Source organism: Psychrobacter piscatorii, from assembly GCF_904846415.1.
Lineage (GTDB): Bacteria > Pseudomonadota > Gammaproteobacteria > Pseudomonadales > Moraxellaceae > Psychrobacter > Psychrobacter piscatorii.
On record NZ_CAJHAR010000005.1, the window covers coordinates 79,534 to 98,988 of the forward strand.

The 19,455-nt window shown below is 43.1% G+C and carries 33 protein-coding genes; 31 read left to right on the plus strand and 2 right to left on the minus strand.

Annotation, left to right across the window (positions count from 1 at the left end; all coding sequences use genetic code 11):
* The first annotated feature begins 100 nt into the window (after positions 1-100).
* The 29 genes from JMX83_RS03555 to rplQ all read left to right on the plus strand — a co-directional run bounded on the left by JMX83_RS03555 (position 101) and on the right by rplQ (position 16,230).
* On the plus strand, positions 101-1,705 hold the full coding sequence (locus JMX83_RS03555) for an Rne/Rng family ribonuclease (protein WP_201599213.1): 1,605 nt from the start codon (positions 101-103) through the stop codon (positions 1,703-1,705).
* Between the two features lie 408 nt (positions 1,706-2,113).
* A complete protein-coding gene (gene rpsJ, locus JMX83_RS03560) occupies positions 2,114-2,425 on the plus strand; it encodes a 30S ribosomal protein S10 (protein ID WP_010196670.1) in 312 nt (103 codons plus the stop codon).
* A gap of 49 nt (positions 2,426-2,474) precedes the next feature.
* Entirely contained in the window at positions 2,475-3,113 is a 639-nt protein-coding gene (rplC, locus tag JMX83_RS03565) for a 50S ribosomal protein L3 (protein ID WP_201599214.1), read from the plus strand.
* Positions 3,114-3,127: 14 nt separating this feature from the next.
* Positions 3,128-3,730 (plus strand): 50S ribosomal protein L4, encoded by a 603-nt coding sequence (gene rplD / locus JMX83_RS03570; protein ID WP_075106934.1) that lies wholly within the window; start codon positions 3,128-3,130, stop codon positions 3,728-3,730.
* The gene (gene rplW, locus JMX83_RS03575) at positions 3,727-4,077 is read left to right on the plus strand and encodes a 50S ribosomal protein L23 (RefSeq protein WP_201599215.1); all 351 of its coding nucleotides are present in this window, start codon (positions 3,727-3,729) and stop codon (positions 4,075-4,077) included. The genes rplD and rplW overlap by 4 nt, the downstream gene beginning before the upstream one ends.
* An 11-nt stretch (positions 4,078-4,088) precedes the next feature.
* A complete protein-coding gene (gene rplB, locus JMX83_RS03580; RefSeq protein WP_058025575.1) occupies positions 4,089-4,916 on the plus strand; it encodes a 50S ribosomal protein L2 in 828 nt (275 codons plus the stop codon).
* Positions 4,917-4,928: 12 nt separating this feature from the next.
* Positions 4,929-5,204 carry a 30S ribosomal protein S19 gene (gene rpsS / locus JMX83_RS03585; RefSeq protein WP_010196682.1) on the plus strand — a complete coding sequence of 92 codons (276 nt, stop codon included), beginning with the start codon at positions 4,929-4,931 and terminating at the stop codon, positions 5,202-5,204.
* A gap of 10 nt (positions 5,205-5,214) precedes the next feature.
* On the plus strand, positions 5,215-5,544 hold the full coding sequence (gene rplV, locus JMX83_RS03590; RefSeq protein ID WP_021813373.1) for a 50S ribosomal protein L22: 330 nt from the start codon (positions 5,215-5,217) through the stop codon (positions 5,542-5,544).
* Positions 5,545-5,547: 3 nt separating this feature from the next.
* The gene (gene rpsC, locus JMX83_RS03595) at positions 5,548-6,276 is read left to right on the plus strand and encodes a 30S ribosomal protein S3 (RefSeq protein WP_201599216.1); all 729 of its coding nucleotides are present in this window, start codon (positions 5,548-5,550) and stop codon (positions 6,274-6,276) included.
* Between the two features lie 3 nt (positions 6,277-6,279).
* The gene (rplP, locus tag JMX83_RS03600) at positions 6,280-6,693 is read left to right on the plus strand and encodes a 50S ribosomal protein L16 (RefSeq protein WP_010196693.1); all 414 of its coding nucleotides are present in this window, start codon (positions 6,280-6,282) and stop codon (positions 6,691-6,693) included.
* A complete protein-coding gene (gene rpmC / locus JMX83_RS03605) occupies positions 6,693-6,890 on the plus strand; it encodes a 50S ribosomal protein L29 (RefSeq protein ID WP_110923946.1) in 198 nt (65 codons plus the stop codon). Before rplP ends, rpmC begins: the two co-directional genes overlap by 1 nt.
* Positions 6,887-7,162 (plus strand): 30S ribosomal protein S17, encoded by a 276-nt coding sequence (rpsQ, locus tag JMX83_RS03610; protein WP_021813375.1) that lies wholly within the window; start codon positions 6,887-6,889, stop codon positions 7,160-7,162. Before rpmC ends, rpsQ begins: the two co-directional genes overlap by 4 nt.
* Positions 7,163-7,345: 183 nt before the next feature.
* Positions 7,346-7,714: a 50S ribosomal protein L14 gene (rplN, locus tag JMX83_RS03615; RefSeq protein ID WP_010196702.1), complete on the plus strand. Its 369-nt coding sequence runs from the start codon at positions 7,346-7,348 to the stop codon at positions 7,712-7,714.
* An 8-nt stretch (positions 7,715-7,722) separates the two neighbouring features.
* The gene (rplX, locus tag JMX83_RS03620) at positions 7,723-8,040 is read left to right on the plus strand and encodes a 50S ribosomal protein L24 (RefSeq protein ID WP_011279796.1); all 318 of its coding nucleotides are present in this window, start codon (positions 7,723-7,725) and stop codon (positions 8,038-8,040) included.
* Positions 8,041-8,061: 21 nt separating this feature from the next.
* Positions 8,062-8,598, plus strand: coding sequence for a 50S ribosomal protein L5 (gene rplE / locus JMX83_RS03625; RefSeq protein WP_057758706.1), 537 nt, complete (start codon positions 8,062-8,064; stop codon positions 8,596-8,598).
* Between the two features lie 12 nt (positions 8,599-8,610).
* Positions 8,611-8,916 carry a 30S ribosomal protein S14 gene (gene rpsN / locus JMX83_RS03630; RefSeq protein WP_193006033.1) on the plus strand — a complete coding sequence of 102 codons (306 nt, stop codon included), beginning with the start codon at positions 8,611-8,613 and terminating at the stop codon, positions 8,914-8,916.
* Positions 8,917-8,927: 11 nt separating this feature from the next.
* A complete protein-coding gene (gene rpsH / locus JMX83_RS03635) occupies positions 8,928-9,326 on the plus strand; it encodes a 30S ribosomal protein S8 (protein WP_057758708.1) in 399 nt (132 codons plus the stop codon).
* Positions 9,327-9,502: 176 nt separating this feature from the next.
* A complete protein-coding gene (rplF, locus tag JMX83_RS03640) occupies positions 9,503-10,036 on the plus strand; it encodes a 50S ribosomal protein L6 (protein ID WP_201599217.1) in 534 nt (177 codons plus the stop codon).
* 11 nt (positions 10,037-10,047) lie between these two features.
* Entirely contained in the window at positions 10,048-10,398 is a 351-nt protein-coding gene (rplR, locus tag JMX83_RS03645) for a 50S ribosomal protein L18 (RefSeq protein ID WP_201599218.1), read from the plus strand.
* 2 nt (positions 10,399-10,400) lie between these two features.
* Positions 10,401-10,916, plus strand: coding sequence for a 30S ribosomal protein S5 (gene rpsE / locus JMX83_RS03650; RefSeq protein ID WP_010196711.1), 516 nt, complete (start codon positions 10,401-10,403; stop codon positions 10,914-10,916).
* 20 nt (positions 10,917-10,936) lie between these two features.
* The gene (gene rpmD / locus JMX83_RS03655) at positions 10,937-11,116 is read left to right on the plus strand and encodes a 50S ribosomal protein L30 (RefSeq protein WP_057758718.1); all 180 of its coding nucleotides are present in this window, start codon (positions 10,937-10,939) and stop codon (positions 11,114-11,116) included.
* Positions 11,116-11,556 (plus strand): 50S ribosomal protein L15, encoded by a 441-nt coding sequence (gene rplO, locus JMX83_RS03660; RefSeq protein WP_057758719.1) that lies wholly within the window; start codon positions 11,116-11,118, stop codon positions 11,554-11,556. The genes rpmD and rplO overlap by 1 nt, the downstream gene beginning before the upstream one ends.
* Positions 11,557-11,575: 19 nt before the next feature.
* Positions 11,576-12,907 (plus strand): preprotein translocase subunit SecY, encoded by a 1,332-nt coding sequence (gene secY, locus JMX83_RS03665; RefSeq protein WP_178379273.1) that lies wholly within the window; start codon positions 11,576-11,578, stop codon positions 12,905-12,907.
* 30 nt (positions 12,908-12,937) lie between these two features.
* Entirely contained in the window at positions 12,938-13,054 is a 117-nt protein-coding gene (gene rpmJ, locus JMX83_RS03670; protein WP_010196721.1) for a 50S ribosomal protein L36, read from the plus strand.
* Between the two features lie 252 nt (positions 13,055-13,306).
* Positions 13,307-13,663 carry a 30S ribosomal protein S13 gene (gene rpsM, locus JMX83_RS03675; protein WP_021813384.1) on the plus strand — a complete coding sequence of 119 codons (357 nt, stop codon included), beginning with the start codon at positions 13,307-13,309 and terminating at the stop codon, positions 13,661-13,663.
* Positions 13,664-13,683: 20 nt separating this feature from the next.
* Positions 13,684-14,073, plus strand: coding sequence for a 30S ribosomal protein S11 (gene rpsK, locus JMX83_RS03680; RefSeq protein ID WP_045454458.1), 390 nt, complete (start codon positions 13,684-13,686; stop codon positions 14,071-14,073).
* A gap of 48 nt (positions 14,074-14,121) precedes the next feature.
* Positions 14,122-14,763, plus strand: a complete 642-nt coding sequence (gene rpsD, locus JMX83_RS03685; RefSeq protein WP_058025563.1) for a 30S ribosomal protein S4 — start codon at positions 14,122-14,124, stop codon at positions 14,761-14,763.
* A gap of 80 nt (positions 14,764-14,843) precedes the next feature.
* On the plus strand, positions 14,844-15,851 hold the full coding sequence (locus JMX83_RS03690) for a DNA-directed RNA polymerase subunit alpha (protein WP_201599219.1): 1,008 nt from the start codon (positions 14,844-14,846) through the stop codon (positions 15,849-15,851).
* Positions 15,852-15,870: 19 nt separating this feature from the next.
* Positions 15,871-16,230: a 50S ribosomal protein L17 gene (rplQ, locus tag JMX83_RS03695; protein WP_021813387.1), complete on the plus strand. Its 360-nt coding sequence runs from the start codon at positions 15,871-15,873 to the stop codon at positions 16,228-16,230.
* 92 nt (positions 16,231-16,322) lie between these two features.
* On the opposite strand, the gene JMX83_RS03700 is transcribed toward rplQ, so the two are convergent.
* The gene (locus JMX83_RS03700; protein ID WP_201599220.1) at positions 16,323-16,943 is read right to left on the minus strand and encodes an L-threonylcarbamoyladenylate synthase; all 621 of its coding nucleotides are present in this window, start codon (positions 16,941-16,943) and stop codon (positions 16,323-16,325) included.
* A 232-nt stretch (positions 16,944-17,175) separates the two neighbouring features.
* Entirely contained in the window at positions 17,176-17,919 is a 744-nt protein-coding gene (locus JMX83_RS03705; protein ID WP_201599221.1) for an elongation factor P hydroxylase, read from the minus strand.
* A 182-nt stretch (positions 17,920-18,101) separates the two neighbouring features.
* On the opposite strand from JMX83_RS03705, the gene JMX83_RS03710 reads away from it, so the two are divergent.
* Complete coding sequence (locus JMX83_RS03710; RefSeq protein ID WP_201599222.1) at positions 18,102-18,695, plus strand: YceD family protein; 594 nt, start codon at positions 18,102-18,104, stop codon at positions 18,693-18,695.
* Between the two features lie 318 nt (positions 18,696-19,013).
* Complete coding sequence (gene rpmF, locus JMX83_RS03715; protein WP_057758809.1) at positions 19,014-19,196, plus strand: 50S ribosomal protein L32; 183 nt, start codon at positions 19,014-19,016, stop codon at positions 19,194-19,196.
* The last annotated feature ends 259 nt before the right edge of the window (positions 19,197-19,455 follow it).

Sequence of the window (19,455 nt, forward strand, 5' to 3'; positions counted from 1 at the left end):
ACGGTAGGGCAATGGGCAAGAGCAAGGCGCATTTGTTACACTGTCAATCTAATAGACGATGACCGTCTGATAAGAAAGCTGAGAGATAAGAGAAAAAACTATGTCCGAAGAGCTGCTGATTAATATTAGTCCAATGGAATCCCGTGTTGCGGTTTTAGATAATGGCATCTTGGGTGAGATTTATATTGAGCGACATCACAAACTGGGTTTGGTCGGTAATATTTATCTGGGTACAGTCGTACGTGTCCTTCCAGGCATGCAGGCAGCCTTCGTTGATATTGGTCAATCGCGGACAGCATTTTTACATGTTAATGATATGCAGCGTGAGCCTCGCCCTGTTGCAGAAGACAAAAGCAAAGCCGCTACGAATGACAAAAAAGATAATAGTGACAATAGCGCCACCACAGAAACATCCACGGATAGCTTAGCAGTCACACCACCTGTTGTCAGTACTCAAAGTACAGAGGTCGTGCCTGTTTCTAAGACCTTGATTCAGCATCGATTACACGAAAGCCAGCGTATCTTGGTACAAGTCACCAAAGACCAGTTGGGTAGCAAAGGCGCTCGCTTAACCACCAACATATCATTACCATCCCGCTATCTGGTCTATTTGCCATCAAGCGATCATATCGGTATATCACAGCGTATTGATGGTGAAGAAGAGCGCACGCGTCTAAAAACTGAGCTTAGTAGCTTAATGCAAACGGTCAATCTAAAAGGTGGACTCATCGCTCGTACTGCGACTGAGCGTGTCCCTGTCGATAAGCTAGAAGAAGATATCTACTATCTGTTGCAGCTATGGCGTACTATCTGTGCTCGCCGCCAAGAGATCAATCATCACCAAAGCTCAGAACTTATTTATCAAGAACTATCGCTACCACTGCGCTCTATTCGTGACTTGGTACATGCTGATACCGAAAAAGTCATCATTGATAATACGCAAATCTATGAACAAGTCAGATACTTTGCCAAAGAGTTTGTACCGTTTATTTACGATAAAATCGTGCATTATACGGCAGAGCAATCACTGTTTGACGTGCATCGGGTTGAAGATGATTTACGTGACGCATTAAAACGTCGTGTCGACCTAAAGTCTGGTGGCTATTTGATTATTGACCAAACAGAAGCAATGACGACAATTGATGTCAATACAGGCTCTTTTGTAGGCGGTCGCTCATTAGAGGACACTGTCTACAAGACCAACCTAGAAGCCACACATGCTATTGCACGTCAGCTGCGCCTGCGTAACCTAGGCGGCATTATCATTCTTGACTTCATTGATATGCTAGAGCAGCAGCATAAGGATGATGTATTAGAGAGCTTGCAGGCGCAGCTGACTCAAGACTATGCCAAAACCAAGATTACGCAGGTTAGTGAGCTTGGATTGGTAGAGATGACACGTAAGCGCACGCGTGAGTCACTAGGGCAGCAGCTCTGTGAGCCTTGCTCAACCTGCCAAGGTCGCGGGTTTGTCAAAACCGCAGAGACAGTTTGCTTTGAGATATTCCGCGAAATCATGCGCTGTGCTCGCACTTATAACTCTCCCAAAAAGTTCACCGTTGTCGCTCATGCTGCTGTAATTGACTTACTACTAACGTCAGAGTCAGACACAGTAGCGGATTTAGAGTACCTACTGGGTAGAGTGATTACTTTTGATGTAGAGAATTTATATACCCAAGAGCAGTATGATATTGTTTTAGATTGATATTGTTGGGTACAGTTAGTAAGTTTTGGTGATGAGGCTGTGCATGATTAAAGCGATCTGTAGGAGTCAGCATCTTTAACCCTTTGGTAGATTGCTCTTGCAATACCCAAAATACTGTGTATAATATACACCACTGAATTATATATGCGCAGCTGACTAAAAAAGCTGGCGCTATTACAGCTGGAGCATCGTTTCTAGCACTATTTCATTATGCCTTTGCTGACATCCGTTATAGGAGAGTTGGCGGGGCTTTAAACTATTTTGCTTTTGGCACGCTATAAGTTCGGATAAAGAACTCATTCTGGTTAAGAACAGAAGGCCGCTTTAAGTGAATATTTAACCAAACTGCTTTTGATCATGATCTTGCGACGCAAGAATGACGAAAGCACATATTAGGAGCTTGCTGGCATGGCTAACCAGAGAATCCGTATCCGTCTTAAGTCTTTTGATCATCGTCTGATCGATCAATCTGCACAAGAGATTGTTGATACTGCAAAGCGCACCGGTGCGCAAGTTTGTGGTCCTGTACCGTTGCCGACTCGCATTGAGCGCTTCAACGTTCTAACCTCACCACACGTTAACAAAGACGCGCGTGACCAGTACGAAATTCGTACTCACAAGCGTATGGTTGATATCGTTCAGCCTACTGACAAAACTGTGGATGCGCTAATGAAATTAGATTTAGCGGCGGGTGTTGACGTCCAAATTGCTTTGGGTTAATGCACATTACACACCCAACCCATTAATATAAGATATAAAGAGGTCTAAAATGGCGATCGGTTTAGTCGGTAAAAAATGCGGCATGACCCGTGTCTTCACTGAAACAGGCGCATCTATCCCTGTAACAGTGGTTGAGGTCGATGCAAACCGCATTACTCAAGTAAAAAATACTGATGTAGATGGTTACCAAGCCATCCAAATCACCACAGGTACTCGTCGTGACAGCCGCGTAACAGCCGCACAAAAAGGTCACTTCGCGAAAGCTGGCGTTAAAGCTGGCCGTGGTGTTTGGGAGTTTCGTGTCAACGATAGCGATCTTGAAGGTCGTGAGATTGGCGGTGAGATTCTAGCTGACTTGTTCGAACAAGGTCAGATGGTTGATGTGACAGGACAGAGCAAAGGTAAAGGCTTCCAGGGTCCTATCAAACGTCACAACTTTAGTATGCAAGATGCTACTCATGGTAACTCAGTGTCTCATCGTGCACATGGTTCAACTGGTCAAAACCAGTCACCAGGTAAAGTATTCAAGGGCAAAAAGATGGCGGGCCAGATGGGTAACAAGCGTGTTACTGTTCAAGGCCTAGAAGTGATTTCGGTTGACGCCGAAAAAGGGTTACTTGTCATCAAGGGTGCTATCCCAGGTGCCACCGGTGGCGATGTTATCGTACGTCCGTCAGTCAAAGCCTAAGCAAGGGGATTAACGTGGATTTAAAAACAGTTACAGGTGCGGCGGTTGAGCTTTCTGATACGGCATTTGGTCGTGAATTCAACGAAGCACTAGTGCATCAAGTCGTCACCGCTTATTTAGCTGGTGCTCGCCAAGGTACACGCGCACAAAAAACCCGTGCCGAAGTTTCTGGCGGTGGTATTAAGCCATGGCGCCAAAAAGGTACTGGTCGCGCTCGTGCGGGCTCTATTCGTAGCCCAATCTGGCGTTCAGGTGGTCGTGCATTCGCTGCAAAACCACAAGATTGGTCACAGAAAGTAAACCGTAAAATGTATCGCGGTGCGATGCAGTGCATCCTAGCAGAATTGATTCGTCAAGAGCGTCTGATTTTGGTAGAAGAGTTGAGCGTTTCTGGGCCGAAAACTAAAGAACTGATTGCAAAGCTAAATGAGCTTGGTGCACCTCGTGCATTGATCGTCACTAAAGAAGTTGACGAGAACTTATACTTAGCTGCTCGCAACATTCCACACGTCAATGTACTTGGTACAAACGAAGTGGATCCAGTGAGCTTGATCGCATTTGATAAAGTGATCATGTCAGTTGAAGCTGCGAAACAATTTGAGGAAGCACTAGCATGAACAACGCAAGACTTTATCAGGTCTTAAGAGGACCTGTATTCTCAGAAAAATCTCAAATGCTTGGCGACTCACTTGGTGTGCAGGTATTTAAAATTGATTCTAATGCTACTAAGCTTGAAGTCAAGAAAGCAGTTGAGTTGATGTTTGAAGGTGTTGAAGTTACTAAAGTAAACACTTTGAATGTTAAAGGTAAGACAAAGCGTTTTGGTAAAAGCATCGGCCGTCGTAATGACTACAAAAAAGCCTATGTTACCTTAAAAGCTGGTCAAGATGTACAAATGGCTGATGCTGGTGAAGACGTAGTGAACACTACTACTTCTACTAGTGAAACAGCGAATAACGAATAAGGATTACACTCATGCCTATCGTAAGAGCAAAGCCAACATCACCAGGCCGTCGTTTTGTTGAAAAAGTTGTGCATCCACACCTTTATAAAGGTCGTCCTTATGCAGCGCTTCTAGAATCAAAAAGTAAGTCAGGTGGTCGTAACAATAATGGTCGTATTACTACTCGTCACATTGGCGGTGGTCATAAGCAACATTATCGCATTATCGACTTCAAACGTACTAAAGACAATATCCCAGCTGTGGTAGAGCGTATTGAATACGATCCTAACCGTACTGCACATATTGCATTACTTAAGTATGCTGATGGCGAACGTCGTTACATCATCGCTGCTAAAAAACAAGCAGTTGGCGATACAGTAATGTCAGGCGAGACGTCTCCAATTCGTCCAGGTAACTGCTTACCGCTAAAAAACATCCCATTGGGTACTGTGATTCACAATATCGAGCTTAAAATCGGTAAAGGTGCACAGATGGCTCGTTCTGCGGGTGCTAGCGTTCAGTTATTAGGCCGTGACGGTATCTATGCTATTCTACGTCTACGTTCAGGCGAAACACGTCGTGTACACGTAAACTGCCGTGCTGTTATTGGTGAAGTTTCTAACACTGAAAACAACTTGAAATCACTTGGTAAAGCTGGTGCTTCACGTTGGCGTGGTGTTCGTCCTTCAGTTCGTGGTGTCGCTATGAACCCGGTTGATCACCCACATGGTGGTGGTGAAGGTCGTAACAAAGGTCGCCATCCAACTAGCCCTTGGGGTCAGAAGTCTAAAGGACTTAAAACGCGTCATAACAAGCGTACTGACAACATGATCATCCGCCGTCGCGCCAAGAAGAAATAAAGGAAGAATTTCATGCCTCGTTCATTGAAAAAAGGTCCATTCATAGACGCGCACTTATTTGCTAAAGTTGAGAATGCATTAGACACCAACTCACGCAAGCCAATTAAAACTTGGTCGCGCCGCTCGATGATCCTACCACAAATGGTTGGCCTAACTTTATCTGTCCACAACGGCCGTACTCACGTACCGGTTATCGTAAGTGAGCAGATGGTTGGTCATAAACTAGGTGAATTTGCCCCGACTCGTACGTATCGTGGTCATGGCATTGACAAAAAAGCTAAGAGATAAGGTGCTTACCATGGAAGTAACTGCAAAATTACGCGGTGCCGCCATATCGGCACAAAAAGTTAGACTCGTTGCTGATGAAGTTCGTGGCAAATCTATTGAGCGTGCTTTGGATATCCTAACGTATAGCAATAAAAAAGGCGCTGTGTTTGTTAAGAAATGTCTTAACTCAGCCATCGCCAATGCCGAACATAATCACGGCCTAGATATCGACGACCTTAAAGTCGCTACTATCTATGTTGATGAAGGCATTACGCTAAAACGTATCCTACCACGTGCCAAAGGTCGCGCTGATCGTATCAGCAAGCGTACTTGTCACATCACTATAAAGGTAGGAGAATAAGTTATGGGTCAAAAAGTACATCCAATCGGAATTCGTCTTGGTGTTGTAAAAAAGCATAATGCAAACTGGTATGCTAACCCTAAACAATACTCAGAATACCTAATCAACGACATTCAAGTCCGTGAATATTTACGCAAAAAGCTAGATAACGCAATGATCAGCAACATCATGATCGAGCGTCCTACTGGCGCTGCTAAGATTACCATCGCCACTGCGCGCCCTGGTATCGTTATCGGTAAGAAAGGCGAAGATATCGAAAGACTTCAAAAAGAATTGACCAAAATTATGGGCGTGCCTGCTCAGGTCAACATTGAAGAAATCACGTCACCTGACCTTGATGCACGTTTGGTAGCAGAAGGTATCAGTAGCCAGCTTGAGCGTCGTGTTATGTTCCGTCGTGCGATGAAGCGCGCCGTACAAAACAGCATGCGTTCTGGTGCTAAAGGTATTAAAGTTGAGCTGTCTGGTCGTCTTGGCGGTGCTGAGATTGCTCGTAGCGAATGGTATCGTGAAGGCCGTGTGCCATTGCATACACTTCGTGCTGATATTGACTATGCGTCAATTCGTGCAGAGACAACTTACGGCACCATCGGTGTTAAAGTTTGGATTTTCCGCGGAGAGATCCTTGACGGTATGAACAGTGTTTATAATCCCGTCAAAGAAGAGCAGACTCGTGCGCCAAAACGCCGTGGTCGCGGAAACGGAAACCGTCGAAACTCAGACAGAGGTTAAACTATGTTACAGCCAAAACGTACCAAGTTTCGTAAAATGCACAAAGGTCGTAACACTGGGCTAGCTCATCGTGGAAGCACCGTTGCATTCGGACAAATTGGTCTAAAATCATTGACGCGCGGTCGTATGACAGCCCGTCAAATCGAAGCAGCACGTCGTACCATCACTCGTAAAATTAAGCGTGGCGGTAAGATTTGGATTCGTGTATTCCCAGACAAGCCTATTACTAACAAGCCATTAGAAGTACGTATGGGTAAAGGTAAAGGTCCAGTCGAGTATTGGGTATGCGAAATCAAGCCTGGTAAAGTGCTATATGAAATTGAAGGGGTGCCAGAAGAGCTTGCACGTGAAGCTTTCACGCTTGCTGCAGCAAAACTGCCCTTTAAAACTACCATTGTTAAGCGGACGATAATGTAATGAAGATCAGTGAATTACGTGATAAATCATTAGAAGAACTGACCCAGTTACTTGATGAAAAGCAACTTGATGCTTTCCGTATTCGTATGGCTAAAGCAACTGGTCAGTTGGGTAATACCCATGAAGTCAGAGGCAATCGTCGCACGATTGCTCAGCTTCAGACTTTGATCAACGAGAAACAACGAGGCGACTCATGAGCGATAACAATCAAACAGCTACCAATGCTAGCGTATTGACAGGACGAGTTGTCAGCGACAAGATGGACAAGTCCATCACAGTTTTGATTGAGCGTCTGGTTCGTCATCCTTTGTATGGCAAACAGCTTCGTCGTTCTACTAAAATCAAAGCACATGATGAGAACAACGTTTGCCAGCAAGGCGACCTTGTCCGTATCAAAGAAACGCGTCCAATCTCAAAAACTAAGTCTTGGACTTTAGTCGATGTGGTTGAAAAAGTAGAAAAAATCTAAGTAAATTGCATTAAAAGCCAGAAGCTGTTAAAATAGCCGCCTTTTTAAGGATGCTGATTGCGCCGAGCGTATATCACTCACATTAAGAGTAAGTCGCGGTTATTTATATTAAAATGCCGTCCTACTCATTCTGTGCTAGCGGCAGCAACTGGTTTTTATTGCTCATACGTGTGGAGTAACGCTATGATTCAGGTTGAGTCAATGCTGGAAGTTGCAGACAATAGCGGTGCAAGGCGAGTTCAGTGCATTAAAGTACTGGGTGGTTCTCATCGTCGTTATGCATCAGTTGGCGACATTATTAAAGTAACGGTTAAAGAAGCCATTCCTCGTGGTCGTGTTAAAAAAGGCGACGTGATGAATGCAGTAGTTGTACGCACCAAAAAAGGCGTTCGTCGTCCAGATGGTTCTGTGTTACGTTTTGATGACAATGCTGCGGTATTGTTGAACCAAAACAAAGCGCCGATTGCAACTCGTATTTTTGGACCGGTAACTCGTGAACTACGTGGTGATCAGTTTATGAAAATTGTATCACTAGCACCAGAAGTATTGTGAGGTAATCCATGTCAAAATTACGTAAAGGCGATACAGTTATCGTGATTGCTGGGAAAGACAAAGGCAAGCAAGGTACTGTACAAGCTGTAAAAAACGATCGTATTAAAGTTGAAGGCATTAATATTGTCACTAAACATCAGAAGCCAAATCAGGCGACTGGCGTTGAAGGTGGCATTCTTAAGCAAGAAGCTTTTTTGCATATCTCAAATGTCGCAATCTTAAATGCGCAAACCCAAAAAGCAGACCGTATTACTTATCAGTTTGGCGAAGACGGCAAGAAACAACGCGTCTATCGTTCAAACGGTGAAGTAGTGGCGACTGCGTAAGACACTAAGGGTGTAATGGTAATGGCAAGATTAAAATCTTTATATAACGATAAATTAAAGCAGCAAATCAAAGAAGATCTTGGTTTGGACAATGTGATGCAAGTGCCTAAAATCACTAAAATCACACTTAACATGGGTGTAGGCGGCGCGTCTCAAGACAAGAAATTGCTTGAAGGGGCTGTAGCTGACATGACCGCGATTGCTGGTCAAAAACCTGTTGTCACCAAAGCGCGTAAATCAGTTGCTGGCTTTAAGATTCGTGAAGAATGGCCAATTGGCTGTAAAGTAACGCTACGCGGTGAGCAAATGTACGAATTTTTAGATCGTCTCGTTGCCATTGCAATTCCTCGTATTCGTGATTTCCGCGGTTTTTCACCTAAAGCCTTTGACGGACGTGGTAACTACTCATTGGGTATCAAAGAACAGATCGTATTCCCAGAAGTAGATTTTGACAAGATTGATCGTATCCGTGGTATGGATGTGACAATCACCACGTCAGCTCAATCTGATGAAGAAGGTCGTGCGTTGCTTAAAGCATTCGGCTTCCCATTTAAATAAGGTAAAGACGTTATGGCAAAGAAGAGCATGATTAACCGCGAATTAAAGCGCGAAAAAATGGTTGCTAAATATGCTGAAAAGCGTATCAAGCTAAAAGAAACTATCAGTGATATGACTGCAAGTGACGAAGCTCGTATGGAAGCGATGTTAGAGCTACAAGCTCTTCCACGCAACTCATCACCAGTACGTCTGCGTAATCGTTGTGCTATCACCGGTCGTCCTCACGGTTACTTCCGCAAGTTTGGCTTATCACGCAATATGCTGCGTGAGCGTGTCATGCAAGGCGATGTGCCTGGTGTTCGTAAAGCAAGCTGGTAAGGAGTAACTATATGAGTATGCAAGATACCGTTGGGGATATGCTAACCCGTATCCGTAACGCACAAATGGCTAACAAAGTATCGGTAGCAATGCCGAGCTCTAAATTACGTAAATCAATTGCTGATTTGCTAGTTAGCGAAGGTTATGTGGCGAGCGCTGTTGTTACTGAGCAAGAAAACAACAAAGCAACCCTTACTATTGAATTGAAATACTTCGAAGGCCGTGCGGTTATCGAAACTATTCAACGTTATAGCCGTCCTGGTCTTCGCCAGTTCCGCGGTAAAGACGAAATCCCTACTGTTAAGCAAGGTATGGGTGTTGCTATCGTATCTACTAGCCAAGGTATCATGAGCGATCGTGCTGCACGCGCTGCTGGTATCGGTGGTGAAATCGTTGCATTTGTAGCGTAAGCTATACGACGATGAAGTCTATTTGATATTTGTTAGACTTCTATCGATTGAGTAATGTTAAATTATTTCAAATTGATAGGTGTCTAACACAGTCAACTATGCTAAACTAACACGCTTTTTAGCCTGTTAGTTTTTTCGCTAATATAAAGAAGTTAAATTTTTTAAGGAATATTCCTATGTCTCGTGTGGCTAAAGCCCCAGTGACGCTGCCAAATGGCGTAAGCGTTACTTTGAACGATCGGCAGGTCGAAGTTAAAGGCAAGAACGGTACTATGTCTTTACACCTGCATGAATTGGTCGAGCTGAAACAGGAAGATGATGCTATCATTTTCTCACCTACAGTCGATTCAAAAGAAGCTATGATGCACACTGGCACCATGCGCGCTCTTATTAACAACTATGTTAAAGGCGTGAACGAAGGCTTTGAAAGACGTCTTCAATTGATTGGTGTTGGTTATCGCGCACAAGTCGCTGGTAACAAAGTAACCTTGAACGTTGGTTACTCTCATCCAGTAGAGTACACGTTACCTGAAGGTGTGTCAGCTGAAACCCCAACGCAAACTGAAATTGTTTTGAAATCAAACAATAAACAGCAGCTTGGTCAAGCAGCGGCTAATATCCGTGGTTTCCGCCCACCTGAGCCTTATAAAGGTAAAGGTATTCGTTATAGTGACGAGCATGTGATTCGCAAAGAAGCTAAGAAAAAATAAGGTGAGTTGAAATGTTTGATAAAAAAGCAGCTCGTCTGCGTCGAGCTAAGAAAACACGCGCACATATCCGTTTCTTAGGCGTTCATCGCTTAACGGTTAACCGCACGTCAAAACATATTTATGCCCAGATTATCTCTCCAAATGGTGGTGAAGTGATTGCTCAGGCATCTACCTTAGACAGCAGCTTGCGTTCAGGCGCGACTGGTAATGCTGATTCAGCAACGTCTGTAGGCCAAATGATCGCAAAACGCGCAAAAGCAGCTGGCATTACTAAAGTTGCCTTTGACCGTAGTGGTTTCAAATATCATGGTCGAGTTAAAGCTTTAGCAGAAGCTGCTCGCGAAAACGGATTGGAGTTTTAATCATGGCTAGAAATGATAAAAATGATAAAAATGAACAGACTGACGGTCTAGTAGAACGCTTAGTTACCGTTGATCGCGTTGCAAAAGTTGTTAAAGGTGGTCGTATTTTCTCTTTCACTGCGTTGACCGTAGTGGGTGATGGTAATGGTCGTGTTGGTTTTGGTCGTGGTAAAGCGCGTGAAGTGCCTGCTGCTATCCAAAAAGCACTAGAAGCTGCCAAACGTAATATGATTACTGTTGAGCTAAATGATGCAACTTTGTATCATCCGATCAAAGCACGTCATGGTGCTAGTAAAGTCTACATGCAGCCTGCATCTGAAGGTACTGGCGTAATCGCTGGTGGCGCAATGCGTGCTGTATTAGAAGTTGCTGGTGTCAAAGATGTTTTGACTAAATGTTATGGTTCTACCAATACTGCTAACGTTGTTCGCGCGACGTTTAACGGTTTACGTGATATGTCAACTCCAGAGAAGATGGCAGCTAAACGTGGTAAATCTGTAGACGAAATCTTGGGTTAACTTAGACTAGGTGAGTTACGATGAAAAAAATGAAAGTCACTCAATTTAAATCGGGTGCCCATCGCCTAAAGAGCCACAAAGCGAGCTTGAAAGGATTGGGTTTACGCCGCATTAATCACACTGTTGTAGTAGAAGATACTCCTTCGACACGTGGCATGGTTAATCGCGTTAACTACATGGTAAAAGTGGAGGAAGCGTAATGGGTCTTAGATTAAATGAATTATCACCAGGTGTTGGCGCAAAGAAAACTGCCCAACGTCGTGGTCGTGGTATCGGTTCAGGTCTTGGTAAGACTGGTGGTCGTGGTGTAAAAGGTCAGAAATCTCGTTCAGGTTCTAGCATTCGCTCAGGATTTGAAGGTGGTCAGATGCCTTTATATCGTCGTCTACCAAAATTTGGTTTTACCAGTAAACTGGCTATGAAGACTGCTGAAGTACGTCTTTCTGAACTGAATAAAATTGAAGGCGATGTAGTTAGCCTTGAAACACTTAAAGCTGCTAACCTTATCCGTCACGATATGAAACGTGCTCGTGTAATGCTATCAGGCGAAGTCACTAAGGCTTATACCTTTAAAGGTATCAAAGTGACTAAAGGTGCTAAGCAAGCAATCGAAGCTGCTGGTGGTAGCATCGAGGAGTAGTAACGTGTCAAAACAATCAATGTCATCGGCTGGTATACCGCTTAATCCATTCGCATTTATACGCAAGTATGATGAGCTATGGTCGCGTTTATTATTCTTAATCGGCGCATTGATTGTTTATCGTTTAGGGTCGCACATTCCAGTCCCGGGTATCAATCCGGTTAATCTGGCTGATCTGTTTTCGCGCAACGAAAATACCATTTTGAGCATGTTTAACATGTTCTCAGGTGGTGCGCTAGAGCGTATGTCTATTATGGCGCTTGGCATCATGCCATATATCTCAGCATCGATTATCGTACAGATGATGTCTGCGGTATTGCCATCGCTTGAAGCTCTCAAAAAAGAGGGTGAAGCGGGACGACGCAAGCTGAACAAGTATACCCGTCAAGGAACGCTTGCTTTAGCACTAGTACAGTCATTAGGAATGTGTGCTGGCTTAATCAGCCAAAATCTTACCTTATCATCTGGTTTGACTTTTTATATTCCAGCCGTTACTTCATTGGTAGCGGGCGCAATGTTCTTAATGTGGCTTGGTGAGCAGATTACAGAACGTGGCGTTGGTAATGGTATATCAATGCTCATTTTTGCGAGTATTGTTGCTGGTACGCCAGGTATGATTTCACAATCTATCGAACAGGTCAATCAAGGTCAAATGAACTTGATTGTACTATTTATTTTTGTATTGTTAGGCATCGCGGTCACTGCAGGCATCGTTTATATCGAACGTGCTCAGCGCCGTGTTCCTGTCAACTATGCACAGAAGCAACAGCAAGGTCGCAAAATCTATGCTCAGCAGCAGTCACATCTGCCGTTGAAGCTCAACATGGCAGGGGTTATCCCAGCTATTTTTGCCAGTTCTTTGTTGCTGTTTCCAGCGAGTTTAGGGCAGTGGGTCGGTCAATCAACTGATCCTACCTTCGTACAAAAAATACTACAAAATATGGCATTGGTACTGTCTCCTGGACAACCGCTATATTTAGTACTGTTTGGTGCAATGATTATTTTCTTCTGTTATTTTTATACGGCGCTAGTATTTAGTCCACGTGAAGTAGCAGAGAACCTTAAACGTAGTGGTGCGTATATCCCAGGTATTCGCCCCGGACAACAAACTCAGCGTTACCTCGATCATGTATTAAACCGACTGACCTTTATTGGCGCGATGTATATGACGGTTATTTGTTTAATGCCAATGGTCGTCCAGTCATCGTTTGGTGTACCGTTTCAACTTGGTGGTACGTCGCTACTGATTATGGTGGTTGTGGTAATGGATTTCATCTCGCAGATTCAAGCGCATTTGATGACCCATCAATATCATGATCAGACGTTAATTCAATCGCCCACTCAACCTTAATGAGCGGTACGATATTTCAAGGAGCATGCTATGAAAGTTCAAGCATCAGTTAAAAAGATTTGTGGTAGCTGTAAAGTTGTGCGCCGTAAAGGCCGTGTACATATTATCTGTACAGCAGAACCGCGCCACAAGCAACGTCAAGGTTAATATTTGATAGCATGAGTTTTTTAACTTTTGTTACCAAATAAATTAATACTTGAAAAATAACGGCGGATGCGATATCATCCGCCACTTGCCGTGTTTATGCAGAATGTTTTATAATGTTTTCGATCGATAGGCTTTCAACTAAGTCAAAAGAACGACTATCGTTATAAAAAATCTAGTATTAACAGCAACAAATCTGAAGAATAATGCCTTATTGATAAATAACGCTTATTTTTCTTTAATGGAGAGAAATCAATGGCTCGTATTGCCGGCGTAAACATTCCGGATAATAAGCATGCTGTTATTTCACTAACTTACATCTTTGGTGTAGGTCGTACCACTGCTCAGAAAATCTTAGAAGCAGTTGGCATTGCCCCTACTACTAAAGTTAGTCAGTTAGATGATACACAGTTAGATGCTATCCGTGCACAAGTTGCAAATTACATGACTGAAGGTGACCTTCGTCGTGAAGTTTCAATGAATATTAAGCGTTTAGTTGATCTTGGTTGTTACCGTGGCATCCGCCATCGTCGTAACCTACCAGTTAGAGGTCAGAACACCAAGAACAACGCTCGTACTCGCAAGGGTCCGACACGTCCTCTCAAAAGATAATTAACTTAGGAAGCTAAAAGATGGCAAAAGACACTCGTAGTCGCAAAAAGGTGACTCGTCGTTCAGTATCGGAGGGCATCGCCCATATCCATGCGTCTTTTAATAACACCATTGTTACGATTACCGATCGTCAAGGTAATGCATTGGCTTGGGCCACTTCAGGTGGACAAGGCTTCCGTGGTTCACGTAAATCTACACCATTTGCAGCTCAGGTTGCAGCTGAAGTCGCTGGTAAAGCGGCTCAAGAATATGGTGTTAAGAATATCGACGTTTTGGTCAAAGGACCAGGACCGGGTCGTGAGTCTGCGGTAAGAGCACTAGGTGCATTGGGTTATAAAGTTAACAGCATCTCTGATGTAACCCCAATCCCACACAATGGTTGCCGTGCGCCGAAAAAGCGCCGCGTCTAATATTAAAGACGAAGCTTTTTATCCCAAAAGCTTATAGGAGACATAACAATGGCCCGTTATATTGGACCAAAACTTAAATTATCACGTCGTGAAGGCACTGACTTAGGTCTTAAGTCTGGCGTTAAACCATACGACGTAAAAACGAAAAAAGCTGGTCGTCCACCAGGTCAACACGGTGTAAGCCGTAACAAGACCTCAGAATATGCTCTACAGTTGCGTGAAAAGCAAAAAGTTAAGCGTATCTACGGTGTATTAGAGCGTCAGTTCGCTAATTACTATAAAGAAGCTGCTCGTAAGCGCGGTGCTACTGGTGAGAACTTGTTAGCTATGCTTGAGAGCCGTCTAGACAACGTGGTATATCGCATGGGCTTTGGCTCAACTCGCGCTGAAGCACGTCAGCTAGTCAGTCATCGTACTGTTATGGTAAAAAAAGCTGGTCGTGATGAGTTTGTTCGTGTGAACATTCCATCAATTCAGCTTCAAGATGGTGATGTCATCGCTATCCAAGAGAAGTCTCGCGAACAGCTACGTATCAAAAACGCTATCGAACTAGCGACACAACGTGGTATTCCAGAATGGCTTGATGTTGATCACAGCAAACTACAAGGCACGTTCAAAAAAGCGCCTGATCGTATTGATCTACCTGCTGAAATCAACGAAAGCTTGATCGTTGAGCTATACTCTAAGTAATAACGTCATGCTCAATGTTATGAAAATGGCATTGAGCAATTAACGTTAATTAAACCAGTTTAATAAATCGAGGTGACATCATGATGCTAAATGCAACTGAGTTTCTAACGCCGAACGCCATTAATGTGGACACGGTTAACGAAACGATTGCGAAAGTCACGCTCGAACCGTTAGAACGCGGCTTTGGGCATACCCTAGGTAATGCTCTGCGTCGCATCTTGTTATCTTCATTACCTGGTGCTGCAGTCATTGAAGCGGAGATTGATGGTGTTGACCATGAATACTCAACGCTTGAAGGACTACAAGAAGACGTACTTGACCTGCTTTTGAACCTAAAAGGCTTGGCGATTACCCTTCATGACCAAAATGAAGTATTTTTGACCTTGGATAAACAAGGTCCAGGCACTATTACTGCTGCAGACATCGCGTTACCGCACAATGTTGACATCATCAATCCAGAATTGGTCTTGGGTACATTGAGCGACCGTGGTCATCTTAAGATGCGTTTGCGTGTAGTGATGGGTCGTGGATATGAGCCAGCAAACCAGCGCCGTGAAGATGGTGATACCAGAGCAATTGGACGCTTAAAGCTTGATGCAAGTTTTAGTCCTGTGCTTCGTGTTGCTTATCAGGTTGAGAACGCTCGCGTTGAGCAGCGTACTGATCTTGATCGTCTTATCGTTGAGCTTGAAACTAATGGCACTATAGATCCAGAAGAAGCAATTCGTAAAGCAGCAACTATTTTACAGCAACAGATCTCTATCTTTGTTGACCTAGAAGCTGAAGAAGCGCCTGAGCCTGTGAAAGAAAAAGAAGAGGTTGATCCGGTGCTATTACGCCCTGTGGACGATCTTGAACTAACGGTTCGCTCAGCCAACTGCTTGAAAGCTGAAAACATTTACTATATCGGTGATTTGGTACAGCGTTCAGAGACTGAACTTCTAAAAACCCCAAATCTTGGTAAGAAATCATTAACAGAAATCAAGGACGTATTAGCGTCTAAAGATTTAGAGCTCGGTATGCGCCTAGATAACTGGCCACCAGCTGATTTACGTGTTGATGATCGCTTTTCTTATCGTAGCCGTTAAACTTTAAGGATTTTTGACTATGCGCCATCGTAAGAGTGGAGTCAAGCTGGGTCGTACCGGCAGTCATCGTAAGGCAATGTTTCAGAACATGACCAACTCATTATTTGAGCATGAACTGATCAAAACAACTTTACCAAAAGCTAAAGAACTACGTCGCGTTGCCGAGCCATTGATCACTATGGCTAAAGAAGACAGCGTTGCTAACCGTCGTTTAGCATTCAGCCGTATGCGTAGCAAAGCTATGGTAGGCAAATTATTTGGCACGTTAGGTCCTCGTTACCAGACGCGTCCAGGTGGTTATTTGCGTATCGTAAAATGTGGTTACCGTGATGGTGACAACGCGCCAATGGCTTATGTAGAATTAGTTGATCGCGACTAGTTTTGCATTAAAGACATATTTTATAAAAAAGCTCCAATTCAATTGGAGCTTTTTTTTTGTGCTTAAAACTAGTTAATCATATTGCTATCTGATCACAGTAGTAATGAATCGACATTAGCAGCACCTTGTCTAATGACTTCAGGGCGGCTACTAGTCATATCTACAATGGTGGTCAGTTTAGTCGTTTTTATACCTGCGTTGATGAGTGCGTCTATTTGATTACCTAATAAGTCTTCAATCTCAAATGGATCATCCAATATATCATCTCGATTGGGAAGAATTAACGAGCTGGTCAGAATAGGTTCATCCATCGCTTCTAATAATGCCTGAGCAATTGGATTACTAGGCACACGAATACCAATGGTTTTTTTCTTCGCATGCGCCAGTTTTTTGGGTACATCTTTTGTTGCATTGAGGATGAAAGTGATAGGGGCAGGGGTGTGGGCTTTAAGTTGCTTAAATTGTACGTTATCCACGGTTGCATAGTTGGCAATTTCGCTTAGGTCACGGCATAACAGTGTAAATTGATGCTTATCGTCAAGCTCACGAATTTGCTTGAGCTTAGTCAAAGCGTCTTTTGCACCTAATCGACAACCGAAAGCATAACTGGTATCGGTTGGGTAAATGATTAATTGGTCTTTGCGTAGTAGGTCAGCGGCTTGCTCAATGAGACGTGGCTGCGGATTGTCTGGATGAATGTAGAAGACTTCCATAATGGTTCCTTATTTTATAATTATTGGTTTTTAATTGAGACAAATTTTTCATTAATTCGATGTAGTTCAATCATTGGACATATTAAAAAAGTTATTTTAAAAATTAAGCAAATCTGTATTTTTAAAATACTACTTTAGTTATCAGTATAGCTTAAAGCAAATATAAGTTTAGTGGCAAGGCGTTACCAACCGTAGAAAATCGTTAATAAGTAGGAACACTTAGTAATTTGAATTAATCGTTGATTTCAGATAAAGAAGTACAAACGCTAAGCAAAGCAGTCAGTAAAGTCTTAGCGTCACGCGGCAGAGTATAAGGTTTGGCTATATAGCTTTCTACTTGCTGATAGACATCACTAGCAAAGGTGCTATTGCTCGTATCAAAGTCGGCAAACAAATTGTCCTGTGAGACTTGGAAGTTTCGCCCACACGCCAGAGTAAATAGACACTCCAATGCTTGAGGTTTGATTTCTACACGCTCAAATGCTTGCTGCTGAGCCTCTGTCCGACCATCTGGGGCATACCAGTAACCAAAGTCAGGTAATTGTCTACGAGCGTCACCAGCCATGCACCAATGACTTAATTCGTGCAGGGCACTGGCAAAAAATCCATGAGCGAATTCAATTCTGGCAGGCTCATTGTCTTGAGCAGGGAAATACTCTGGCTCACCTCCACTACGAACCAATATCACTTGCTGGTTAGTAAATAAAGTATTAAATAGCTGTATGAGCCAATCGGTAGCTAATCGTTCGCTATCAACTATCCATTCTGTTGAGTGAGTATTGCCAGGCTGAGTAGGAGACAACCTTTGCCACTGATTTCTCCATTTGTTTAAATACGCATCTTCATCGAGGCACAGTCTATTGCTAGGAGCATTTTCAGTATGACGCCCTAGTTGAGTAAGATATTGCAGCAACGAACTTGCTGTAGCAGGAGAAAGCAAATCAGAAAAATTAATTTTATTATCAGGTAGATTCATAGAGAAGACATTGACTTAATAAATATTAAAGGCAAAAAATTTTAGGTAAAAAAGTAAGTAGTAAAAAAGCTTGAACATATTTGCTATCAAAAAATCTTAACATACTAGCGCTAGCAGAATATGGCACTTTCCGTTAGTATGGCAGGCAATATTATACACCGTTTTTATGAATGAGGCCGCGCATGTCAAGCACTCCAGAAACTAAACCGTCAGCACCTTGCGCTGACAATAAAAAAGCGCCTGTATCTACTAGCATGCCTGAGCACATTTCTTTGGACAAGTGGGCAGACACGGGTTTTGAGTGGTCAGGCGAAGTCGATCCAAACTCTTTCGAGCGTCTTGCCACGACATTGAGTACCGAGCATGATCAGTCAAACACTCAGCTAAATGCTGAACTCTATCGTCGTAATAATGTTTTGCATTTGGCATTTACGTTGACAGGTGATGTTTGGCTAACGTGCCAACGCTGTTTACAACCAATTGCGATAGACTTATCTGATGATTACGACATCGCACTACTTGAAAATGACAGCCAAGTGCGTCTGGTTAATGACGAGCAAGATTATTTGTTACTTGATGAAATCGTCACCGAGCAGTCTCCCGAGCGTCTATTACCATTTAAAAAACTGGTAGAAGATGAGATCTTGCTAAAAACACCAATGGCGCCAAAGCATGATGATTGTGAGATGTCAGTTGAGCAGTTTGGCGAGATACCAGAAGAAGAAGAGAATGAAAATCCATTCGCTGCTTTAGCCTCCTTAAAAGGTAAGCTATAAGAGCCAAACTTATTTATTCAATGTATTTGAGAAGCCTTTTATCTGCTTTGTACAGAAGAGTGCAAGGCAGGGCTTTATTAATCTAATAAACATGCGTATAATGTCCGGTTTATTGCATTCGAGCAACCTGTTGCGTGCTGATAGAAGCTGACTAGGTAAATTTTTTATAAATTTCAGACATAGTTAGCGCTTTATGTAAGTAACAATCTATTTAACTAATGATGCTTCAGACTTAGGTTGTTGTGATTATATAGCCTCTGTCAGTATCGACTAAAGCTGAATTTCAAGCTTATCCCTTTTAAGTATAGGAGCTATATCATGGCTGTTCAAAAAAGTCGTAAAAGCCGTTCTCGTCGTGACATGCGCCGTTCACATCACCGTATGGAAATTGCTGAACTAAGCGTAGATGCTACTACTGGTGAAAAACATCGTCGTCATCACATGACTAAAGATGGTTTCTACCGTGGTCGTCAGCTATTCAAAGTTAGTCAAGATGCCTAAGACATTGGTCCTATGATAGCTAGGTAAAGTAGTAACAGTACTGGTGACTGTTGTTATATTTGCCCAGCTATCATTAGTCAATAAGCTTTGAGCTAAAAAAAGCCAAGTTATTTCGCTATCATATATTATGTGGCTGGATAACTTGGCTTTTTGTTATTTATGACTAAACTCATTGCTTAGATGACTTTTTATTTTTAGCAGATAGAAAAGCGTACTCATATCGTTAGTGCTTTTGATTGGTATCGTGTTTTCCTATCGT

What these genes read in the sequence shown, in the direction of transcription:
- JMX83_RS03710 (WP_201599222.1), top strand. Translation starts at nt 18,102, where the DNA reads ATGTCAAGCACTCCAGAAACTAAACCGTCAGCACCTTGCGCTGACAAT.
- rpsD (WP_058025563.1), top strand. Translation starts at nt 14,122, where the DNA reads ATGGCCCGTTATATTGGACCAAAACTTAAATTATCACGTCGTGAAGGC.
- rplW (WP_201599215.1), top strand. Translation starts at nt 3,727, where the DNA reads ATGAACAACGCAAGACTTTATCAGGTCTTAAGAGGACCTGTATTCTCA.
- rpsQ (WP_021813375.1), top strand. Translation starts at nt 6,887, where the DNA reads ATGAGCGATAACAATCAAACAGCTACCAATGCTAGCGTATTGACAGGA.
- rplE (WP_057758706.1), top strand. Translation starts at nt 8,062, where the DNA reads ATGGCAAGATTAAAATCTTTATATAACGATAAATTAAAGCAGCAAATC.
- rplV (WP_021813373.1), top strand. Translation starts at nt 5,215, where the DNA reads ATGGAAGTAACTGCAAAATTACGCGGTGCCGCCATATCGGCACAAAAA.
- JMX83_RS03690 (WP_201599219.1), top strand. Translation starts at nt 14,844, where the DNA reads ATGATGCTAAATGCAACTGAGTTTCTAACGCCGAACGCCATTAATGTG.
- rplB (WP_058025575.1), top strand. Translation starts at nt 4,089, where the DNA reads ATGCCTATCGTAAGAGCAAAGCCAACATCACCAGGCCGTCGTTTTGTT.
- rpsE (WP_010196711.1), top strand. Translation starts at nt 10,401, where the DNA reads ATGGCTAGAAATGATAAAAATGATAAAAATGAACAGACTGACGGTCTA.
- rpsC (WP_201599216.1), top strand. Translation starts at nt 5,548, where the DNA reads ATGGGTCAAAAAGTACATCCAATCGGAATTCGTCTTGGTGTTGTAAAA.
- rpsK (WP_045454458.1), top strand. Translation starts at nt 13,684, where the DNA reads ATGGCAAAAGACACTCGTAGTCGCAAAAAGGTGACTCGTCGTTCAGTA.
- rpsM (WP_021813384.1), top strand. Translation starts at nt 13,307, where the DNA reads ATGGCTCGTATTGCCGGCGTAAACATTCCGGATAATAAGCATGCTGTT.
- rplF (WP_201599217.1), top strand. Translation starts at nt 9,503, where the DNA reads ATGTCTCGTGTGGCTAAAGCCCCAGTGACGCTGCCAAATGGCGTAAGC.
- rpmD (WP_057758718.1), top strand. Translation starts at nt 10,937, where the DNA reads ATGAAAAAAATGAAAGTCACTCAATTTAAATCGGGTGCCCATCGCCTA.
- rplQ (WP_021813387.1), top strand. Translation starts at nt 15,871, where the DNA reads ATGCGCCATCGTAAGAGTGGAGTCAAGCTGGGTCGTACCGGCAGTCAT.
- rpmF (WP_057758809.1), top strand. Translation starts at nt 19,014, where the DNA reads ATGGCTGTTCAAAAAAGTCGTAAAAGCCGTTCTCGTCGTGACATGCGC.
- rplR (WP_201599218.1), top strand. Translation starts at nt 10,048, where the DNA reads ATGTTTGATAAAAAAGCAGCTCGTCTGCGTCGAGCTAAGAAAACACGC.
- JMX83_RS03555 (WP_201599213.1), top strand. Translation starts at nt 101, where the DNA reads ATGTCCGAAGAGCTGCTGATTAATATTAGTCCAATGGAATCCCGTGTT.
- rplC (WP_201599214.1), top strand. Translation starts at nt 2,475, where the DNA reads ATGGCGATCGGTTTAGTCGGTAAAAAATGCGGCATGACCCGTGTCTTC.
- secY (WP_178379273.1), top strand. Translation starts at nt 11,576, where the DNA reads ATGTCATCGGCTGGTATACCGCTTAATCCATTCGCATTTATACGCAAG.
- rplO (WP_057758719.1), top strand. Translation starts at nt 11,116, where the DNA reads ATGGGTCTTAGATTAAATGAATTATCACCAGGTGTTGGCGCAAAGAAA.
- JMX83_RS03700 (WP_201599220.1), bottom strand. Translation starts at nt 16,943, where the DNA reads ATGGAAGTCTTCTACATTCATCCAGACAATCCGCAGCCACGTCTCATT.
- rpsJ (WP_010196670.1), top strand. Translation starts at nt 2,114, where the DNA reads ATGGCTAACCAGAGAATCCGTATCCGTCTTAAGTCTTTTGATCATCGT.
- JMX83_RS03705 (WP_201599221.1), bottom strand. Translation starts at nt 17,919, where the DNA reads ATGAATCTACCTGATAATAAAATTAATTTTTCTGATTTGCTTTCTCCT.
- rplN (WP_010196702.1), top strand. Translation starts at nt 7,346, where the DNA reads ATGATTCAGGTTGAGTCAATGCTGGAAGTTGCAGACAATAGCGGTGCA.
- rpsH (WP_057758708.1), top strand. Translation starts at nt 8,928, where the DNA reads ATGAGTATGCAAGATACCGTTGGGGATATGCTAACCCGTATCCGTAAC.
- rpmJ (WP_010196721.1), top strand. Translation starts at nt 12,938, where the DNA reads ATGAAAGTTCAAGCATCAGTTAAAAAGATTTGTGGTAGCTGTAAAGTT.
- rpsS (WP_010196682.1), top strand. Translation starts at nt 4,929, where the DNA reads ATGCCTCGTTCATTGAAAAAAGGTCCATTCATAGACGCGCACTTATTT.
- rpmC (WP_110923946.1), top strand. Translation starts at nt 6,693, where the DNA reads ATGAAGATCAGTGAATTACGTGATAAATCATTAGAAGAACTGACCCAG.
- rpsN (WP_193006033.1), top strand. Translation starts at nt 8,611, where the DNA reads ATGGCAAAGAAGAGCATGATTAACCGCGAATTAAAGCGCGAAAAAATG.
- rplX (WP_011279796.1), top strand. Translation starts at nt 7,723, where the DNA reads ATGTCAAAATTACGTAAAGGCGATACAGTTATCGTGATTGCTGGGAAA.
- rplP (WP_010196693.1), top strand. Translation starts at nt 6,280, where the DNA reads ATGTTACAGCCAAAACGTACCAAGTTTCGTAAAATGCACAAAGGTCGT.